This is a genomic window from Nocardia sp. NPDC058244 (assembly GCF_042882065.1).
In the GTDB taxonomy this organism is placed as follows: domain Bacteria; phylum Actinomycetota; class Actinomycetes; order Mycobacteriales; family Mycobacteriaceae; genus Nocardia.
In genome coordinates this window covers 1-17161 of the sequence record NZ_JBHVWX010000001.1, presented here as the reverse complement: position 1 = coordinate 17161, position 17161 = coordinate 1, and the positions used below count along the sequence as shown (strand labels likewise).

Here is a 17161-nt window from a genome sequence, read left to right as displayed (position 1 = left end):
TCAGCCCCCTGCCAGACCCGCGTCCAGCACCGACCTGGCGATCGGTGCCGCCACCGAGCCACCGGTGGCCTGGAGCGCCCGGTCGCCGCCGTTCTCGACGATCACCGCGATGGCGATCTTCGGGTTCTGGGCGGGCGCGAAGGCCATATACCAGGCGTGTGGCGGGGTGTTACGGGGATTGCTGCCGTGTTCGGCCGTTCCGGTCTTGGACGCGATCTGGTACGGCGACCGGCCACCGCCCGCGGTATTGGCCTCCGAGGCGACCATCAGATTCGTCAGGGTCGACGCTACCTGGGGACTCACCGCTTGTCCGACCGAGACGGGCTTGGTCTTGCTGAGCTCCGACAGGTCCGGCGCCTGGGTCTGATCGACCAGGTACGGCTGCATCCTGGTGCCGCCGTTGGCGATCGTCGCCGCGACCACCGCGATGTCGAGCGGGGTGACCGCGACATCGCGCTGACCGATGCTGGACTGCCCGAGCGCCGCGTTGTCCGGGATCGGGCCGACGGTCGACTCCGCCACCGGGATCGGCACCCCGCGATGCGGGCCGATGCCGAACGCGGCGGCCTCGTCCTTGAGCGCGCTCGCGCCGACCTTCACGCCGAGCTCGACGAACGCGGTGTTGCAGGAGCGGCGGAACGCGTCGTAGAGGCTCGCGGTCGGCCCGTCACCACAGGTGCTGCCGCCGTAGTTCTCCAGCGTGGTGCTGGTGCCGGGCAGGGTGATGTTGGGCGCCGCGGTGAACTGGTCGTCGGGACCGGCGACGCCGTTGGACAGCGCGGCCGCGGTGACGATGGTCTTGAAGGTCGAGCCGGGCGGGTAGGTCTGCGAGACGGCGCGATTGAGCATCGGCTGGCTCGGATCGGTGCTGAGCCGCTCCCACGCCGCCCGGCCCGCGGCGCCGTCGTGGCCCGACAGCTCGTTGGGGTCGTAGCTGGGGGTCGAGACCATCGTGAGGATCTTGCCGGTGCTCGGCTCGATCGCGACCACCGCGCCGGTGTAGCCCTTCGAGGTCATCTGGTCGTAGGCGACCTGCTGCATCATCGGGTTGAGCGTGGTGAGCACGTTGCCGCCGCGCGGATCGCGCCCGGCGAACATGTCGATGAGCCTGCGGCCGAACAGGCTCGAGTCGTTGCCCGACAGCAGCGGGTCCTCGGCCAGCTCGAGTCCGGTCTTGCCGTACTGCATCGAGTAGAAGCCGGTGACCGGCGCGTACGCGGGCGGGGTGCTCGGATACTGGCGCAGGTACTTGTACCGGTCGTCGGTGGCGACCGAGCTCGCGAGCACGGTGCCGCCCGCGGAGATCTGCCCGCGCTGGCGCGAGTACTCGTCGAGCAGCACGCGCGAGTTGCGCGGATCGCTGCGCAGATCGTCGGCCTTGACCACCTGGAGGTAGGTGGCGTTCACGAGCAGCGCGACCACCATCACCATCACGGCGACGGCGACGCGACGTAGTGGAGTGTTCATTCGCTCGCCCTGCCTTCCGACCTGCGGAACATCTCGGTCGGCGCCTCGGCGATCGGCGCCGGGCCGCGCTTGCGCACCGGTGCGGGCGCGCGGGCGGCATCGGAGATCTTGATCAGCAGCCCGAGCAACGCGTAGTTCGCCAGCAGCGACGAACCGCCGTAGGAGATGAACGGCGTGGTCAGGCCGGTCAGCGGGATCAGCTTGGTGACACCGCCGACGACGACGAAGATCTGGATCGCGATCGTGAACGAGAGCCCGGCCGCGAGCAGCTTGCCGAAGCTGTCGCGCACGGCCAGCGCGGTCCGCAGCCCGCGCACGATGAAGATCAGGAACAGCATCAGCACCGCGGTGAGCCCGATCAGGCCGAGCTCCTCACCGATCGTGGTGACGATGAAGTCGGTCTTGGCGAAGGGCACCTGGTTGGGGCGGCCGCTGCCGAGCCCGGTGCCGGCCAGCCCGCCGGTCGCGAAACCGAACAGCGACTGCGAGATCTGGTAGCCGGTGTTGTGGTAGTCGTCGAACGGGTGCAGCCAGGTGTCGACGCGCACCCGCACGTGCCCGAAGAGCTGGTAGGCGAAGACGAAGCCGAGCACGAGCAGGCCGCCGCCGATGATCAGCCAGCCCACCCGCTCGGTGGCGATGTAGATCATCACCAGCACGGTGCCGAAGATGAGCAGCGAGGTGCCCAGGTCCTTCTCCAGGACGAGCACGCCGATGCAGACGATCCAGACGATCAGGACCGGGCCCATATCGCGCGGGCGCGGGAACTCCATGCCGAGGAAGTGCTTGCCCGCCGCGGTGAACAGATCGCGCTTGGCCACCAGGACGCCGGCGAAGAACACGATCAGCAGGATCTTCGCGAACTCGCCCGGCTGCACGCTGAATCCGGGCAGCCGGATCCAGATCTTGGCGCCGTTGACTTCGGAGAACCGGCTGGGCAGCAGTGCCGGAATCGCCAGCGCGAGCAGGCCGACCAGGCCTAGGGTGTAGGTGTAGCGCGCGAGCGTGCGGTAGTCCCGCAAGACGATGAGCAGGGTGATGAACACCACGATGCCCAGGCCGGTCCACATGATCTGCTGGTTGGCATCGGGGGAGGGAATGGGGCTCGAGTCGTACGCGGCCTTCTGCGCGTCCGCGAGGTCGAGCCGGTGGATCAGCACCAGCCCCAAACCGTTGAGCAGCGCCACGATCGGTAGCAGCAGTGGGTCGGCGAACGGCGCGAACCGCCGCACGGCCAGATGCGCGATACCGAACAGCGCGAGAAAAGCCAGTCCGTACTTGGCGATGTCCCAGGTGATCGACTGTTCCTGGCTCGCCTCGACGATGAACAACGACACCGTCGTGATCCCCGCCGCCCCCGCCAGCAGCAGCAACTCCTGGTTGCGTCGCGTCGACGGGGGTGGTGCTGGCGCGAATCCGCCAGGGGGGCTGGGGAAAGCCCCAGCCGACGGCGGTGCCGGAGCGGACATCAGTCCGTCACCCGGCAGTTCTCCCCTGAGATCTGCGGAGTTGTCGGGGGCACGGTCGTCGTGGTCGGGGCAGGCGTGGTGGTGGTCGGCGCCGCGGGCTGATCGGGGCCGGGTGTCGGCGCGCCACCGGGGGTCACCGGCGGCTGCTCGGTGGGCAGCACGCCGGGCTGGGGCACCGATTCCTTCTTCGGGCAGGGCGGCAGCAGTTCCTTCTGCAGCAGCTTCATGCTGTCGCGCGCCTTGTCCAGCGAATCCGGCGGCAGGCCCTTCTGGACCTGATCGCGGCCGGTCTGCTTGAGATCGCTGACCATCAGCTTCTTGCAGCCGGCCGGCGCGGACTCGCCGGCCTCGACCAGCGTCAGCTCGCCCTTGCTGTTGACGCAGCCGGTGAGCTCCACATCGTGGATCGAGTAGCCGAGGATCGAACCGGGCAGGCCGCGCATCACGACCACCTGATCGTTGTCGGCGCCCACGTAGTAGTTGCTGCGAATCATCTTGTAGCCGACCACGAGTCCGACGGCGACCGCGGCGATCAGCGCCAGCGAGAGCAGCAGCCAGCGCAGCTTGTGCGACTTCGGCTCCGGCGGCGGGGGCGCGGCGGCGGCCCGGCGCGGCTGGGCGCGCGGCGGGCGCATCGCGGCGGCCCGGCCCGCGGCGGTGTTCGGCGGCGGGGTGTCTTCCTCCTCCTCGGTGGAGGCGGCGCCCGCGACGATCGGGTGGCTCTGGCCGTAGTCGAGATCGATCACGTCGGCCACGACGACGGTGACGTTGTCGGGACCACCACTGCGCAACGCCAATTCGATGAGCCGGTCGGCGCACTCGTCGGTATTGCCCTCGCGCATGGTGTTGCCGATGGTCTCGTCGCTCACGACGTCCGAAAGTCCGTCGGAGCACAGCAGATACCGGTCACCGGCGCGGGCTTCGCGCATGATCAGCGTCGGCTCGATCTCGTTGCCGGTGAGGGCGCGCATGATCAGCGAACGCTGCGGGTGGGTGTGCGCCTGCTCGGCGGTGATCCGGCCCTCGTCGACCAGCGACTGCACGAACGTGTCGTCGCGGGTGATCTGGGCGAGTTCCCCCTCGCGCAACAGGTACGCGCGCGAGTCGCCGATGTGCACCATGCCGAGCTTGCCGCCCGCGAACAGGATGGCGGTGAGCGTGGTGCCCATGCCGTCGAGTTCGGGTTCGGCCTCGACGTGGTCGGCGATGGCCGCGTTGCCGGAACGCGTTGCGCGATCGAGCTTGCCGAGGATGTCCTGGCCCGGCTCGTCGTCGTCTAGATGCGCCAGCGCGGCGATCATCAACTGGGAGGCGACTTCACCGGCGGCGTGGCCACCCATGCCGTCGGCGAGGGCCAGCAGGCGTGCGCCCGCGTAGACCGAATCCTCGTTGTTGCCCCGGACGAGTCCGCGGTCGCTTCGCGCGGTGTAGCGCAGAACAAGTGTCACGATCGCAGCTCGATCACAGTTTTGCCGACCCGGACAGGAGTACCGAGCGGAACACGGACGGCGGTGGTGACTTTCGCGCGGTCGAGATAAGTGCCGTTGGTGGAGCCGAGGTCCTCCACGTACCAGTCGTCACCACGCTGAGAGAGTCGCGCGTGCCTGGTCGAGGCGTAGTCGTCGGTGAGTACCAGCGTCGAATCGTCGGCACGGCCGATGAGGACCGGCTGCGTGCCGAGCGTGATTCGAGTGCCGGCGAGTGAACCATGAGTCACCACTAGATACTTGGCGCCCTTCTGGCCTCGGCTGAAGGAAGGCAGCCCGATGGACCCGCGCGCACCGCGTGCGGGTCTCGGCTGAATCCGGATGCCGGATGCCGCGTAGATATCGCTGCGCAAGGTCCGCAGAACGGCCCAGACGAACAACCAGAGCAGCAGCAGGAACCCCGCGCGGGTCAATTGCAGGATCAATCCCTGCACGGCGTTCCACCTCCTGTTCGCCCGGGTACGTCGGTACGGCAGGTGCGGGGCGAACCACCCCCACCAGCGTGCTGGCTTGCGGGCCCCGAGGTCGGGGCCGTGCGTGTGATGGCAGCATCATAGGGCCGACGGCGTCGACTCGTGACCTGCACCGCGCAGCTTACGGGATCAGACGATCCGGATCAGGATCTCCGAATGTCCGGCCCGGATGACGTCGCCGTCGGCGAGCTGCCAATCCTGGACGGGCGAGCCGTTGACCAGGGTTCCGTTGGTGGAACCCAGATCCGAGAGCATCGCGGTCTGACCGTCCCAGCGCACCTCGATGTGGCGGCGCGACACACCGGTGTCGGGCAGCCGGAAGTGCGCGTCCTGGCCGCGGCCGATGATGTTGCTGCCCTCACGGAGCTGGTACGTGCGGCCGCTGCCGTCGTCGAGCTGGAGGGTGGCCGAGTAGCTGGACTGCGCGGCGCCGTAACCGGCACCGGCGGCGGGCGCCTGGCCGTAGCCCTGCGGCTGGGCGCCGTAGCCACCCTGCTGGCCGTAGCCCTGCTGCTCTTCCTGGCCGTAACCGCCCTGCTGGCCGTAGCCCTGCTGCGGCTCGGCGTAGCCCTGCTGGCCGTAACCCTGGTCGGCGTAACCGTTCTGGCCGTAGCCGCCCTGCTGGTCGTACCCGGGCTCGGCGTACCCCTGCTGGCCGTACCCAGCCTGCTGGCCGTAGCCGCCTTGCTGGTCGTAGCCCTGCTGGCCGTAGCCGCCCTGCTGGTCGTAACCGGGCTCGGCGTACCCCTGCTGCCCGTAGCCACCCTGCTGGCTGTAGGCCTGCTGGCCGTACCCGCCCTGCTGGTCGTAGCCCTGCTCGCCGTATCCGGGCTGGGCGCCGCCGTAGCCGCCCTGCTGGCCGTAGCCACCCTGACCGCCCGCGTTGTCGTACCCGTTCTGGTACTCGCCACCCTGCTGGCCGTACGCGGCGTCGCCGTAGCCCGGCTGGGCGCCGTAGCCGCCCTGCTGGCCGTACTCGTCGGGGTAGGCACCGCCGGGAGCCGCACCTCGGCCGGCGGGCGGCGGCGCGTACCCGCGATTGCGTGGATCGGACTCCGCGGGCTCTCGGCTCGGCTCGTAGCCTGAGTTGTGCGTCATGGGGCCAGCTCCTGGTTGCGGGTGTGCGGGTCGTTGTGGCGGTTCGGGGCGAGGTGGGGCGGTCCCGCGACCGGCGTCGGGGTCGACGCGGCCGCTCGCTCTGAACATTCCGGTGTGCAGCGTAGGTGATGCCTCGAACGCCACGTGTACTTCGCCGTAGGTCTGCCAGCCCTGCTCGCGGATGTAATCCTGCAGATGTTTGGCGAACGCCTTGGTCGTGAGGTCGTGATCGGCGTCGAGTTTTCCGTGATCGGATTCGTTGATCGTGATCACGTAACTGTTCGGGGCGAGCTTGTGCCCACCGCCCAGATCCTGGATCTGATCTGCGGCTTCGCGCTGCAGCGCGGCCTCCACCTCCTGGGGAACGACGCTGCCGCCGAACGCCCTCGCGAACACATCACCGACGGCGCCCTGCAGGCGACGCTCGAATCTCGACACGATGCCCATCACAGCCCTCCCTTCGGTGCGCGTGTCCGACCAGGTCGACACGCTGGTTACGGCGTGTCCGGACCCGACCACGTTCCTTGCATGATATCCACGATCCTCCAACCCTGTAACTCCCGGCGAACCGCCCCGGTTCCCGAGCCGAATCCGGTCGCATCACCGCAGGTCAGAGGGTCGATTTTATTTTCAGCGGCGAGGCATGTTAGATTTTTCCAGTCGCTCGGGCGAGTGGCGGAATGGCAGACGCGCTGGCTTCAGGTGCCAGTGTCCGTAAGGACGTGGGGGTTCAAGTCCCCCTTCGCCCACCAGACTAGAGGCTCGATCCATCCGGATCGGGCCTCTCGTCGTTTTCGGGGGTGTTCGTCAGCGGCGGACGAGGCGGAGGAGGGCTTCGCGCAGGGGTGGGGACGGGGTGGTGGTGGCCAGTTCCTGGAGGGCGGTTTCGGCGATGGCGGCGACCAGGAGGGTGGCGATGGGGGTGGGGTCGTCCCAGCCCATGGCGGTGAGGTCGGCGGTGACGAGGGCGGCGGCGGTGGCGTTGCGGGTGGCGACCTCGGGGGCCAGGCCCGCGTCGGTGCGGGCCTGGACGAGCAGACCCTTGGTGGCCGGGTCGGCCAGGCAGCCGTCGAGGTAGGCGGTGATGCCCGCGGTGAGGCGGGGCTCGCCGGGTGGGAGGTCGGCGATGGCGGTGGTGACCAGGTCGTCGAGGTGGTCGTGGAAGGCGCGGTGCAGGGCGACGAAGTAGGCCTCACGGCTGGGCCAGTGCTGATAGAAACTGCCCTTGGCCATGTTCGCCCTCGCGGCGATCGCGTTGACCGACAGTTTGGTCAGGTCCTCGGTGGACAGCAGGCTGCGGCCCGCCGCCAGCAGCGCGCGACGTCCCGGCTCGGCCGATCTCATGACCCCACTCCAGCACAGGCGGTCAGGAAGTCCCGCACCGTGTCGAGGAAGAGTGCGGGGGCCTCGGCGAACGGTTCGTGCCGGGTGGCGAGCACCGATACCGCGGCGTGCGGCAGGGCGACGGCGACGCCGCGGCGGTTCAGCAGCCACGGATTCGTCGGATCGTTGCGTCCCCACACCACCTGAACCGGTACACCGGCCAGCAGTAGCCCCGTCGAGGGCAGATCGAATCGCGGATCGTCGAAACTGCGCCAGAGACTGCGATATACGGCCAGCCGCACCGGATCTCCGGGCACTGCCACCGCCCGATCGAAGATGGCCCGCACCCCGCCGCGATCGAGCGGACCCAGATACATCCGCGCGTTCGGCACGACATACCGGCCCGCCACCGCGCGGCTCGCGACGAGATGGAAGTAGCCCCTGGTGACGACGTTCAGCGGGGCGAACCCGGCCGGTTGCACGAGCACGAGCCCGCGCACGAGGTCCGGCGCGCGCTCGGCCAGCCGCACCGCGGCGTATCCGCCCGCGCTGTTGCCGATCACCGTGAGCGCGCCGAAGCCGCGCGCGGACAGCGCCTCGGCGACGAGCACGCTCACCTCGGCCAGCGCGCCGATGGTGATGAGCTCCGGATCCCGCACGGTCGACGCGCCAGAGCCGGGCCAGTCGACTGCCGCGATCGCCCAGTCGGGTGCCAGCGCGGGCACGATCTCGTCGAAGTCGCGGTGATCACCGGGATTCGCGTGCAGCAGGAGCAATCCCGGCGCCGCCCCGGGCGACCGGCCGCGCAGATGCACCGCGATGTCGCCGAACGGAGTGGGAACGGTCAGTGTCTCGGCAGGCCCCATGGACCGACGGTAGCCATGACCGACCGGTCGGTCAAGCCTTCGGACGGCCGCGATCGCCGGTCACCGGGCGGCGGGGAATCAGCCCTTGCGGGCGATCAGCAGATGATGCGGAATCGGCGGGTTCGGCAGCGTCCGCTGCTCGACCGTCAGGCCGGCGCCGGACAGCGCCGCGACCACCTCGGCGACGGGCCGCAGGGTGAATCCATAAGGCGTGAACGGCATCTTGGCCATCGCGTCGGGATCGCCGATGCCGACCACCGCCGCGCCGCCCGGTCGCAGGACGCGGGCCAGCTCGGCACAGGCGGCGGGCAGATCGTCGAGGAAGTAGAGGGTATTGACAGTGATCGCCGCGTCCAGGCTCGCGTCGGGCAGCGGCAGCGCGGTGAGGGTGCCCTCGGCGAGGACGAGCCTGGGGTCCGCGGCGGAGCGGGCGCGGGCGAGCATGTCCGCCGAGGGTTCGATGCCGTGCACCACGCCATCGGGGCCGACCCGGTCGAGCAGCAGCGTCAGCCCGACACCGCCGCCGAAGCCGATATCGGCGACCGTGGCGCCCCGGTCCGCGCCCGTCGCGGTGACCGCCTCGGCGATGGCGCGCCGGTTTCCCCGATTGAGAACGAAAGCGACGCCCTTGCCGAGCATTCCGTGCGGATTACCGAGCTGATCGGCGATGGTCGTGAGCAGACGATCCTTGACCCCGGGCATGCGGCTCATCGTAGGCGGGCGGGGTGACAACGCGGCGATGTCGGCTGACTGACCACCGCCGACGGCCCTGGTGAGGCGAAGATCACACTGCCCCGAGCGGGCGGTATCCGGGGGTGTTCGTCGGCTGATTTCGTGGTGTTCGGCGCCCGGTTCGCAACCGGTCATTTGTCCAAATTACGGCCTCGTGACAGGTGCTACCGCTCGATTGCTAGGTGCTGATCTTGTTTGCAGCCCTGTAAACAAACTTGAAGTCTCTTTTAATGCGATTCGCGTCAGGCAACCGAAATTCTGTTGCCGTATCCGCAGGTGATCGGCTATGCGGGCGGGTTTGCATGATCATCGGCAACCGCCGGGAATATTCACTCCGTGCGGTGGCATCGGGTGGGTGACTCGTTGTCGAAGGTTTGCCGCAGGTGAATTCTCAGTGTGCGTTGGGGTCGCTGTGAGGTGGCGCCGGAAGTTAGCTGAGACTGTGAAAATCGGTGCCTTCACAGATGTTTGCTGGTTCGCAATCAGTACGCCCGACCTGCGCGTTGGGGGTTGCATGGGCATAACGATTGTGTACAGTTGACGGTAACGCTGGCCGCAGCTCGAGCCCGACTCGCTGCGGCCAGCGGAACTCAAATGGGGGAGTTCGACACCATCTCGTAACCTCGCGTAGCTGCCGATTGTCCGGCGCCGTTTCAGCGGGGTGTGCTCAGAGTTGCCTGCCGTTCAAATGCACGTGCAGATGCGAGTTCAGGCCCGGTCCAGCGACTTTGCGGTCGGTGTCAGCCAGCGATCGGCCGGATCGGGCAGGGCGGCGGGCGTCGCGGCCGCGGCGTCCTGCTCGTCGGCCACCCGGCGCCCGATCCCGAACACGTAGAACAGGAACGCCGCCTCAGCCGCGAACCCGAAGGCGATCCGCACCGGCGCGGGCAGCGGACTCGGGGTCACGAAGCCCTCCAGCAGACCGCACACCAGCAGCACCGCCACCAGGCCGAGCGCGACCGTCGCGGTCGCCTTGCCCTGCCTGGCCATCGCGGCCGCGCGGCTGCGGCGGCCGGGGTCGACCAGCGTCCAGCCCAGCTTCAGCCCGACACCACCGGCGATGAACAGCGCCGTCAGCTCCAGCGTGCCGTGCGGGAGGATGAAGCCGAAGAACGATTCGAGCCGGCCAGCGTCGGACATCAATCCACCGGTTATCCCCAGATTCAGCGCGTTCATGAACAGGGCGTACACAGCGGGCAGGATCAGCACGCCGGTGAACAACGCGATCGCCGACACCAGCGAGTTGTGGGTCCACACCTGGGCGGCGAAGGCGTCGTTGGGGTGCTCGGTGTAGTAGGTCTCGAACGTTCCCCCAGGTCCGGTGACGATATCGATGTCGCCCTCGGGTATCCCCAAGGCCTTGCGGGCCGCCGCGGAGTTGTCCACAAGCACCGCGATCACCCCGGCGACGGCGAGGAAGATCGCGGTCACCCCCACCCACCACGGCCACGCGCGATACACAGCCGCGGGAAAGTGCCGGGTGAAGAACCGGCCGACCTCGCGCCACGGCTGCGACCGGGCCGCCAGCACCCGCCCCCTGGCCCGCGCGAGCAGCGCGCTGAGCCCGGCGACCAGGTCGGGATCGGCCGGCCTGCCCTGGATCTTCGCAAGCTGTTGCGAAGCCGCCCGGTACAACCGGACGAGTTCGTCGGCCTCCGCGCCGGACAGCTTGCGCTGGCGGACCAGCTGATCCAGCCGATGCCACGACCGTTGATGCGCCCAGCTGTAGGCATCGGTGTCCATATCGGGAATGCTAGCCACATGGCGGAATTCACCACCGGCGAAGCGGTCGCGCTCGAGCTCCCGATCGCGCGCATCCCCAGCCGTGCGGGCGCTTTTCTGCTCGACCTGATCATCCAGCTCACCCTCGCCTTCGTGCTCGCCTACGGCGGGGTGATGGTGCTGATCGCGGCCGACGCCGACTCGGCCTGGTACGACGTCACCTTCGTGGTCACCCTCGTGACGGTGCTGATGGTCTACCCGGTGTGCAGCGAGACGATCTCGCGCGGGCGCTCCATCGGCAAGCTGGCGTTCGGCCTGCGCGTGGTGCGCGCCGACGCCGGGCCGATCGATTTCCGGCACGCGCTGACCCGCGGGCTGGCCGGGGCGATTGTGGATTTCTGGATGCTCGGCGCGTTCGGCGCGGTCGCGGTGATCTGCTCACTGTGCTCGCGCGACGCCAGGCGGGTGGGCGACGTGCTCGCCGGAACGGTGGTTGTGCACACCCGCCAGAACCTGCCGATGCCCGCGCTCGCCGTCGCGCCGCCGTGGTTGAGCGGCTGGGCGGCGCAACTCGACCCGAGCGGCCTGTCCGACGAGCTGGCCGGTGCGGTCCGCCAGTATCTGACCAGGTTGCGCACGCTCACCCCGGCCGCACAGCACCACCTGGGCACCCAGCTGGTGACGGCGGTCTGCGCCGCCGTGCGGCGCCCGGTGCCGACGGGATACCCGCCGTACCACGTCCTCGGCGCGGTTCTGGCTCGGCGACAGCAGGTTTCGCGCGGCTGAGCCTGCCCTGTGCACAACGTGTTGGTCGATCGGTGGATGGGCTGTGAGTACCGGTGGACAACTCGGTTGTCCACAACTCACAGGGAGCCGGACTGCTTCAGCTCCAGGTACTCGTCGGCGAGCGCTTCCGGCAGCTGATCGGGCGCGGCGGCGACCACCGCGACCCCGCGCCTGCGCAGCGATTCCTGCACGAGCGCCCGCTCGGCCAGCACGGTTTCGGCGGCCGCCGCGGTGTAGACGGCGTCCGCCGTGGAGCGATCACGGGCGGCGGCGGCGATATCCGGGTCGGTGACCGAGACGATCAGGACCCGGTGCCGCTTGGTGAGGGTGGGCAACGCGGGCAGCAGGTGCTCGGTGACCGTCGGACCGTCCAGGCTGGTGAACCACACGATGAGTGCCCGCCTGCGGACCCGGGCGATGACCGTCCGCACCAGGCCGGTGGTGTCGGTATCCACAAGCCGCGGTGTCACTCCGGCGAGGGTGTGCATAAGTTTCAGCGGCAGCTGATGCCCGCCCGCGCCGGTCACCTCGGCCCGCACCGTCCGGTCGTAGGCGAGCAGGTCGACGGTGTCGCCCGCGGCCGCGGCCAGCCCACCGAGCAGCAGCGCGGCCTCGATCGAGGAATCCAGGCGCGTGCCGTCGCCGACGCGGCCCGCACTGGCCCGGCCGGTGTCGAGCACCATCAGCACGTGCCGATTGCGTTCGGGCCGCCAGGTGCGCACGAGGACGTCGGTGGCGCGGGCGGTGGCGCGCCAGTCGATGCTGCGCACATCGTCGCCGGCCACGTACTCGCGGAAGGAGTCGAACTCGGTGCCCTGCCCCCGGGTGTTCGCGACATTGCGGCCCTCGAGATGGTGCAGCCGCTTCACCTTCGACCGCAGCAGCCGCTCGCTGCGGAACGGCGGCAGCGCGCGCACCCTGGCCGGTACCTCGACGCGCGACTGCCTGCCCGCCAGCCCGAGCGGACCGAGCAGCCGCACCGTGACGGGACCGGCCACCCGATCACCGCGATAGGTGGGGGTGAGCCCGGTGCGCAGCCGGATGCGGGTGCGCGGCGCGAGGTCGAGCCGGTGGGTGCGGTACTCGGCCCGCGCGCTGTCGGGCCAGGCGTCCCACAGCATCCCGCGCACGGTGGCCGTGCCGGTATTGGTGACGACGAGTTCCACCTCGGTGGCCCGGCCGAGCCGCACCACCGTCAGCGGATCGCGGGTGAGGGTGAGCGTGTCGGCCCGCGCGGTGAGGGCGATGTCGAACACGGCGAGCGCGAGCAGCGCCGCGCTCGCGCCGACGACGCCGACCCACGACGGGATCAGGAACATCACCAGCGCGCCCGCGATCGCCGCGAGCAGTGCGAACCGGCCTGTGACGACCACGCCGCTACACCGGAACCGGCACCGAGACCAGCAACGACGAGAGCACGCCCTCGGTGCTCACCCCGTCCAGCTCGGCCTCGGGCCGCAACTGCAGCCGGTGCCGCAGCACCGCGACCGCCACGGTCTTCACGTCGTCGGGCGTCACGTAGCCGCGTCCGTTCAGCCAGGCCAGTGCCCGCGCCGCCGCCAGCAGCGCGGTCGCGCCACGGGTGGAGGCGCCGTGCGCGACGGCGGGGGAGCTGCGCGTGGCGCGGCACAGGTCGACGATGTAGGCCAGCACCTCGGGACTCACCGTCACCTGCGCGATCGCCGCGCGCGCGGCCGCGATGTGCTCGGGACCGGCCACCGGACGCAGCCCGGCGGCGCCGAGATCACGCGGATCGAAGCCGCTCGCGTGCCGCTGCAGGATGCGGAACTCGTCGTCGCGGTCGGGCAGCCGGATGTCGACCTTGAACAGGAACCGGTCGAGCTGGGCCTCGGGCAGCGGGTAGGTGCCCTCCTGCTCGATCGGGTTCTGGGTCGCGACGACGACGAACGGATCCGGCAGCGGTCGCGGCTGCCCGTCCACCGAGACCTGGCGCTCCTCCATCGATTCCAGCAGCGAGGACTGGGTCTTCGGCGGGGTGCGGTTGATCTCGTCGGCCAGCAGCAGGTTGGTGAACACCGGGCCCTGCCGGAAGGTGAACTCGGCCGAATGCGGGTCGTAGATCTGCGAACCGGTGACATCGCCCGGCATCAGATCGGGCGTGAACTGCACCCGGGCATGGTCGAGCGCCAGCGAGGTGGCCAGCGCCCGCACCAGCAGCGTCTTCGCCACGCCCGGCACGCCTTCCAGCAGCACGTGGCCGCGGCACAGCAGCGCGAGCACCAGGTACAGCACGGCCTGGTCGTTGCCGACCACGGCCTTGCCGATCTCGGTGCGCAGGGCGGCCAGCGCCGCACCGGCCTCGGCCGCGCTCGGCGATTTCTGCAGAACAGTGTTGTCGGTCATCGGTTGTCCGGCGCGGATACCCGCTCGTCAAGGCCGGGAGGTAGCGCCATCCCCCTTTCTTCACATACGTGCACAGTATTGTGTGAGCAATGGCGAAGGTGGTGAAGCGGGCGTACAAGTTCCGCTGCTACCCTTCGCCCGAGCAGGCCGCGGAGCTGTCGCGCACGTTCGGATGCGTTCGTCTGGTGTGGAACAAGGCACTCGATGCCCGGCAGCGGCGCTATGCCACGGAGTCGAAGTCCACAACGTACGTGCAGGCTTCCGCCGAGTTGACCGGGTGGAAGAAATCCGCGGATCTCGCGTTCCTCAACGAGGTGTCGTCGGTGCCGTTGCAGCAGACGTTGCGGCATCAGCAGGCCGCCTTCGCGGCGTTCTTCGCCAAGCGGGCCCGTTACCCTCGCTTCAAGTCGCGCAAGCGCTCGCGAGCGTCGGCTGAGTTCACCCGGTCCGGGTTCCGGTGGCGCGATGGGCGACTCACGCTGGCGAAGATGACCGAGCCACTCGACATTCGCTGGTCGCGGCCGCTGCCCGAGGCTGCGGTGCCGTCGACGGTGACGGTGTCCCGCGACAGTGCCGACCGGTGGTTCGTGTCGATCCTCGTCGAGGAAACGATCGCTCCGCTGCCGTCCACGCCGAACACTATCGGTGTGGACGTCGGGCTCAGCTCGCTGGCCGCGCTCTCGACCGGGGAGAAGATCGCCAATCCGCGCTACGAGCGCGTCGACCGACGCAAGCTGGCCAAGGCACAACGCGACTTGGCCCGCAAAGTACTGGGGTCGAGCAATCGGGAGAAGGCTCGGCGGAAGGTGGCCCGCATCCACGCGCGGATCTCCGATCGGCGTACCGATTTCCTGCACAAACTGTCCACGAGGCTGATTCGCGAGAACCAAGCGGTCGCCATCGAGGACTTGACGGTGCGCAATATGGTCGCCAACCACACGCTCGCCCGAGCGATCTCGGATGCGAGCTGGCGGCAATTGCGCACCATGCTCGAGTACAAGGCCGACTGGTACGGCCGCGAGGTGCTGGTGGTGGATCGCTGGTATCCGTCGACCCGGGTGTGTTCGCACTGCGGTGCGCTGGGCGACAAGCTGTCGCTGAACGTTCGGGCGTGGACGTGCCGCCGTTGCGGTGTGGTCCATGACCGGGATGTGAACGCGGCTCGAAACATCCTCGCTGCCGGGCTGGCAGAGAGGTGAAACGCCTGTGGAGTCGGTGTAAGTCCGCAAGGGAGTTCTCCTTTCCGGCAGCTGATGGTGAAGCAGGAATGCTCGTCTGTCAGGACGGGGAGATGTCAACCGAGCTCCGTCTCGATCCATTCGAGGTGTGCGGCAACGTAATACAGGGTCGTCTCGTCCGGCACCGGGCCGAACAGGACGGTGCCGATCTGCTGGGCGGGCACGCCGAGGCGGGCCGCCGTGGTGCCGACGAGCTGGTCGTCGGTCAGGTCACGGGCGCCGAGGCGGGGGCGGATCCGGCGCAGCGTCGCGGTGCGCAGGGTCCCGGCCACGTGCTCGACATCGCCGGAGCGACGGTACAGGCCTGCCTGGCCCGCGAGCAGTTCGTTCGCGGCGACCTCGACCGGGCGCGGTTCGCCGACGAGCGCGCCGCGCCTGCGTCCGCGCCACCACAGCAGCACGCCGAAGGCGATCAGCAGCTGCAAGCCGCCGAAGGCCAGCCAGGCGGGCAGGCTGGTGAAGATCGAGTCCTTGCCGGCGCCGAAGTCGGGGTCGTAGTCCGGATCATCGGGCGGATCGGGTGGTTCCGGCAGGTCGGGGATCTCGGGTGGCGGCGGTGCGTCGGGCGCGCCGCACGATTGCAGCGTCGCGTACAGCAGCAGGCTCAGCGCCAGCACGGCGGCGAGCGTCGCCCAGAACTTGGGACTGCGCAGTAGCGCGGGCAGCGGCGGCAGCTGCCTGCGGCGCTTGGGTGCGCGCTCGACGACCTCGAGTTCGACCGGTTCGGCGACCGGCGGGGGCGCGGACTGGGAGTACCGGTCGGCGTATTCGAGCCTGCGGTACTCGTCCTCGGTGGCGGTGCGGCCGCCGTAGACGACCTCGTCGAAACTGCGCGCCGCCGGGTGCAATTCGGTGGACTGCTCCAGCGGGAGCGCGGTGGTCGCGTCGTCGGCGGTCTCCTGCGCGGTGCGCGAGCGCCGGACCGGCAGCGTGCCGCCCTGTTCGAGGGCGCGCAGGACGGCGCGGAAGCGTTCCCGCAGCGCGCTGTCGTAGTCACGGCGATGCGCGGCCTGCTCGGCGGCGGCGCGATGCTCGGCGGCGGCGCCGAGACGTGGCGGCGCCGGCGCGCCGTGCGGTGGCACCAGGGACTGCTCCGGCGGCGGGGCGCCGTGGTCGGGAAAGGGCTTGCCGGTCACCGGGTCTCACCTGGAATCCGGATGTCCATCCCCTCCCGCGCGCACCGCCGGTCGATGTAGCAGACGGCCCGGCTGGTCGCCTCGACGATCTCGCCGACCGTCACCACCAGCAGCAGACCGCCGACCAGCAGCGTGATGAAGGCCCAGCGATGCGTGCCGGAGAAGTCGGACAGATAGAACGGCACCCCGAACGCGGGCACCGCGAGGACGGCGAAGATGACCCGCTGGGTGAGCCACAGGCCGGCCACCGTCCAATCCGCGCCCTGCACCAGCTCTTTCGACCGGGCGATCGCCGCGCCGAACCCGGCGTGCTCGCCGACGATCACCGGCTCGGTGACGAACCTGCGCGCCCGCACCTGTGACAACCAGAGCAGTGCCAGCGGATAGGTGATGATCAGCAGACTGCCGACCAGCAGCACACCGATGCCGGTGAGCGAGAACATGATCTGCGCGAGCACCAGCGGACCGGCGCGCCGCGCGGCCGCCCGCACCCCGGCGAGCGCGCCGTAGCGCACCCCGCCGAAATCGGCGAGCGCGATCGCGACCGTCGCGCCGCGCAGCACCAGGCGCGACAGCCAGATGAACGCCGCCGAACCGAGGATCGCGGCCCACGCCGTGCCCGCGTCGGAGCCGTCGGTCAGATGCGAGACCAGGCCGGTCACCCCGAGTACACCGAGCACGGCCAGCACGAGCACGCTCCCACCGAGCGCCGCCAGGGCCCGGATATGGGCCTGGATCAGGGCGAACGGCTCGTCGAGCAGTTCGCGGAAACGCAGGGGCCGGATCGGTACCGTCGGCGGAGAGTGCGGCGCCGGCGTGGACGCCGGTGCCGGATCGGTTCCCGCCCCGACGGCGCCGACCGCTTCGACGGCGGGACGCACGTCGGCGAGTCTAGCTGGGTTGTTGGAGCGCTGGCGCGCTCGAGTCGCGGCCCCTCCTGTCCCGCCGATCAGGCACCGTTGCTTGCTCCTTCGTCGCCTACGCAACGGCGCCTGATCGG

The 17161-nt window shown here is 69.6% G+C and carries 15 protein-coding genes and 1 tRNA gene; 3 read left to right on the top strand and 13 right to left on the bottom strand.

From position 1 onward, the window contains the following. From ACFVW6_RS00080 to ACFVW6_RS00060, 5 genes are all read right to left on the bottom strand, one after another. Positions 1–1467, bottom strand: coding sequence for a penicillin-binding protein 2 (locus ACFVW6_RS00080; protein ID WP_355275381.1), 1467 nt, complete (start codon positions 1465–1467; stop codon positions 1–3). Beyond that, positions 1464–2936 (bottom strand): FtsW/RodA/SpoVE family cell cycle protein, encoded by a 1473-nt coding sequence (locus ACFVW6_RS00075; RefSeq protein ID WP_357341840.1) that lies wholly within the window; start codon positions 2934–2936, stop codon positions 1464–1466. The genes ACFVW6_RS00080 and ACFVW6_RS00075 overlap by 4 nt, the downstream gene beginning before the upstream one ends. Further along, positions 2936–4384 (bottom strand): protein phosphatase 2C domain-containing protein, encoded by a 1449-nt coding sequence (locus ACFVW6_RS00070; RefSeq protein WP_365009368.1) that lies wholly within the window; start codon positions 4382–4384, stop codon positions 2936–2938. Before ACFVW6_RS00070 ends, ACFVW6_RS00075 begins: the two co-directional genes overlap by 1 nt. After that, on the bottom strand, positions 4381–4857 hold the full coding sequence (locus tag ACFVW6_RS00065) for an FHA domain-containing protein (RefSeq protein WP_355275386.1): 477 nt from the start codon (positions 4855–4857) through the stop codon (positions 4381–4383). The genes ACFVW6_RS00070 and ACFVW6_RS00065 overlap by 4 nt, the downstream gene beginning before the upstream one ends. 168 nt (positions 4858–5025) lie before the next feature. Next, the gene (locus ACFVW6_RS00060; RefSeq protein ID WP_378824560.1) at positions 5026–6441 is read right to left on the bottom strand and encodes a DUF3662 and FHA domain-containing protein; all 1416 of its coding nucleotides are present in this window, start codon (positions 6439–6441) and stop codon (positions 5026–5028) included. 219 nt (positions 6442–6660) lie between these two features. Between ACFVW6_RS00060 and ACFVW6_RS00055 the strand changes: the two genes are divergently transcribed. Continuing rightward, positions 6661–6746, top strand: a tRNA-Leu gene (locus tag ACFVW6_RS00055). Between the two features lie 55 nt (positions 6747–6801). Here the strand turns inward: ACFVW6_RS00055 and ACFVW6_RS00050 are convergent. The 4 genes from ACFVW6_RS00050 to ACFVW6_RS00035 all read right to left on the bottom strand — a co-directional run bounded on the left by ACFVW6_RS00050 (position 6802) and on the right by ACFVW6_RS00035 (position 10658). After that, the gene (locus ACFVW6_RS00050; protein ID WP_378824563.1) at positions 6802–7338 is read right to left on the bottom strand and encodes a TetR/AcrR family transcriptional regulator; all 537 of its coding nucleotides are present in this window, start codon (positions 7336–7338) and stop codon (positions 6802–6804) included. Continuing rightward, positions 7335–8183: an alpha/beta fold hydrolase gene (locus tag ACFVW6_RS00045; protein WP_378824565.1), complete on the bottom strand. Its 849-nt coding sequence runs from the start codon at positions 8181–8183 to the stop codon at positions 7335–7337. The genes ACFVW6_RS00050 and ACFVW6_RS00045 overlap by 4 nt, the downstream gene beginning before the upstream one ends. Before the next feature lie 78 nt (positions 8184–8261). Next, complete coding sequence (locus ACFVW6_RS00040; RefSeq protein WP_378824567.1) at positions 8262–8894, bottom strand: methyltransferase domain-containing protein; 633 nt, start codon at positions 8892–8894, stop codon at positions 8262–8264. A gap of 729 nt (positions 8895–9623) precedes the next feature. Further along, a complete protein-coding gene (locus ACFVW6_RS00035; protein ID WP_378824569.1) occupies positions 9624–10658 on the bottom strand; it encodes a stage II sporulation protein M in 1035 nt (344 codons plus the stop codon). A gap of 18 nt (positions 10659–10676) precedes the next feature. Here ACFVW6_RS00035 and ACFVW6_RS00030 point away from each other — a divergent pair, with 18 nt between their 5' ends. Next, entirely contained in the window at positions 10677–11423 is a 747-nt protein-coding gene (locus ACFVW6_RS00030) for an RDD family protein (RefSeq protein WP_378824571.1), read from the top strand. A 77-nt stretch (positions 11424–11500) separates the two neighbouring features. Here the strand turns inward: ACFVW6_RS00030 and ACFVW6_RS00025 are convergent, their stop codons facing one another. Both ACFVW6_RS00025 and ACFVW6_RS00020 read right to left on the bottom strand, forming a co-directional pair. Then, positions 11501–12796 (bottom strand): DUF58 domain-containing protein, encoded by a 1296-nt coding sequence (locus ACFVW6_RS00025; RefSeq protein ID WP_378824573.1) that lies wholly within the window; start codon positions 12794–12796, stop codon positions 11501–11503. Between the two features lie 4 nt (positions 12797–12800). After that, positions 12801–13787 (bottom strand): AAA family ATPase, encoded by a 987-nt coding sequence (locus ACFVW6_RS00020; protein WP_365009380.1) that lies wholly within the window; start codon positions 13785–13787, stop codon positions 12801–12803. An 89-nt stretch (positions 13788–13876) separates the two neighbouring features. Here ACFVW6_RS00020 and ACFVW6_RS00015 point away from each other — a divergent pair, with 89 nt between their 5' ends. Beyond that, positions 13877–14986, top strand: a complete 1110-nt coding sequence (locus tag ACFVW6_RS00015) for an RNA-guided endonuclease InsQ/TnpB family protein (RefSeq protein ID WP_378824577.1) — start codon at positions 13877–13879, stop codon at positions 14984–14986. 95 nt (positions 14987–15081) lie between these two features. On the opposite strand, the gene ACFVW6_RS00010 is transcribed toward ACFVW6_RS00015, so the two are convergent. Both ACFVW6_RS00010 and ACFVW6_RS00005 read right to left on the bottom strand, forming a co-directional pair. Next, positions 15082–16161 (bottom strand): DUF4129 domain-containing protein, encoded by a 1080-nt coding sequence (locus ACFVW6_RS00010; protein WP_378824580.1) that lies wholly within the window; start codon positions 16159–16161, stop codon positions 15082–15084. Further along, on the bottom strand, positions 16158–17042 hold the full coding sequence (locus ACFVW6_RS00005; RefSeq protein ID WP_378824582.1) for a hypothetical protein: 885 nt from the start codon (positions 17040–17042) through the stop codon (positions 16158–16160). The genes ACFVW6_RS00010 and ACFVW6_RS00005 overlap by 4 nt, the downstream gene beginning before the upstream one ends. Positions 17043–17161: the final 119 nt, after the last annotated feature.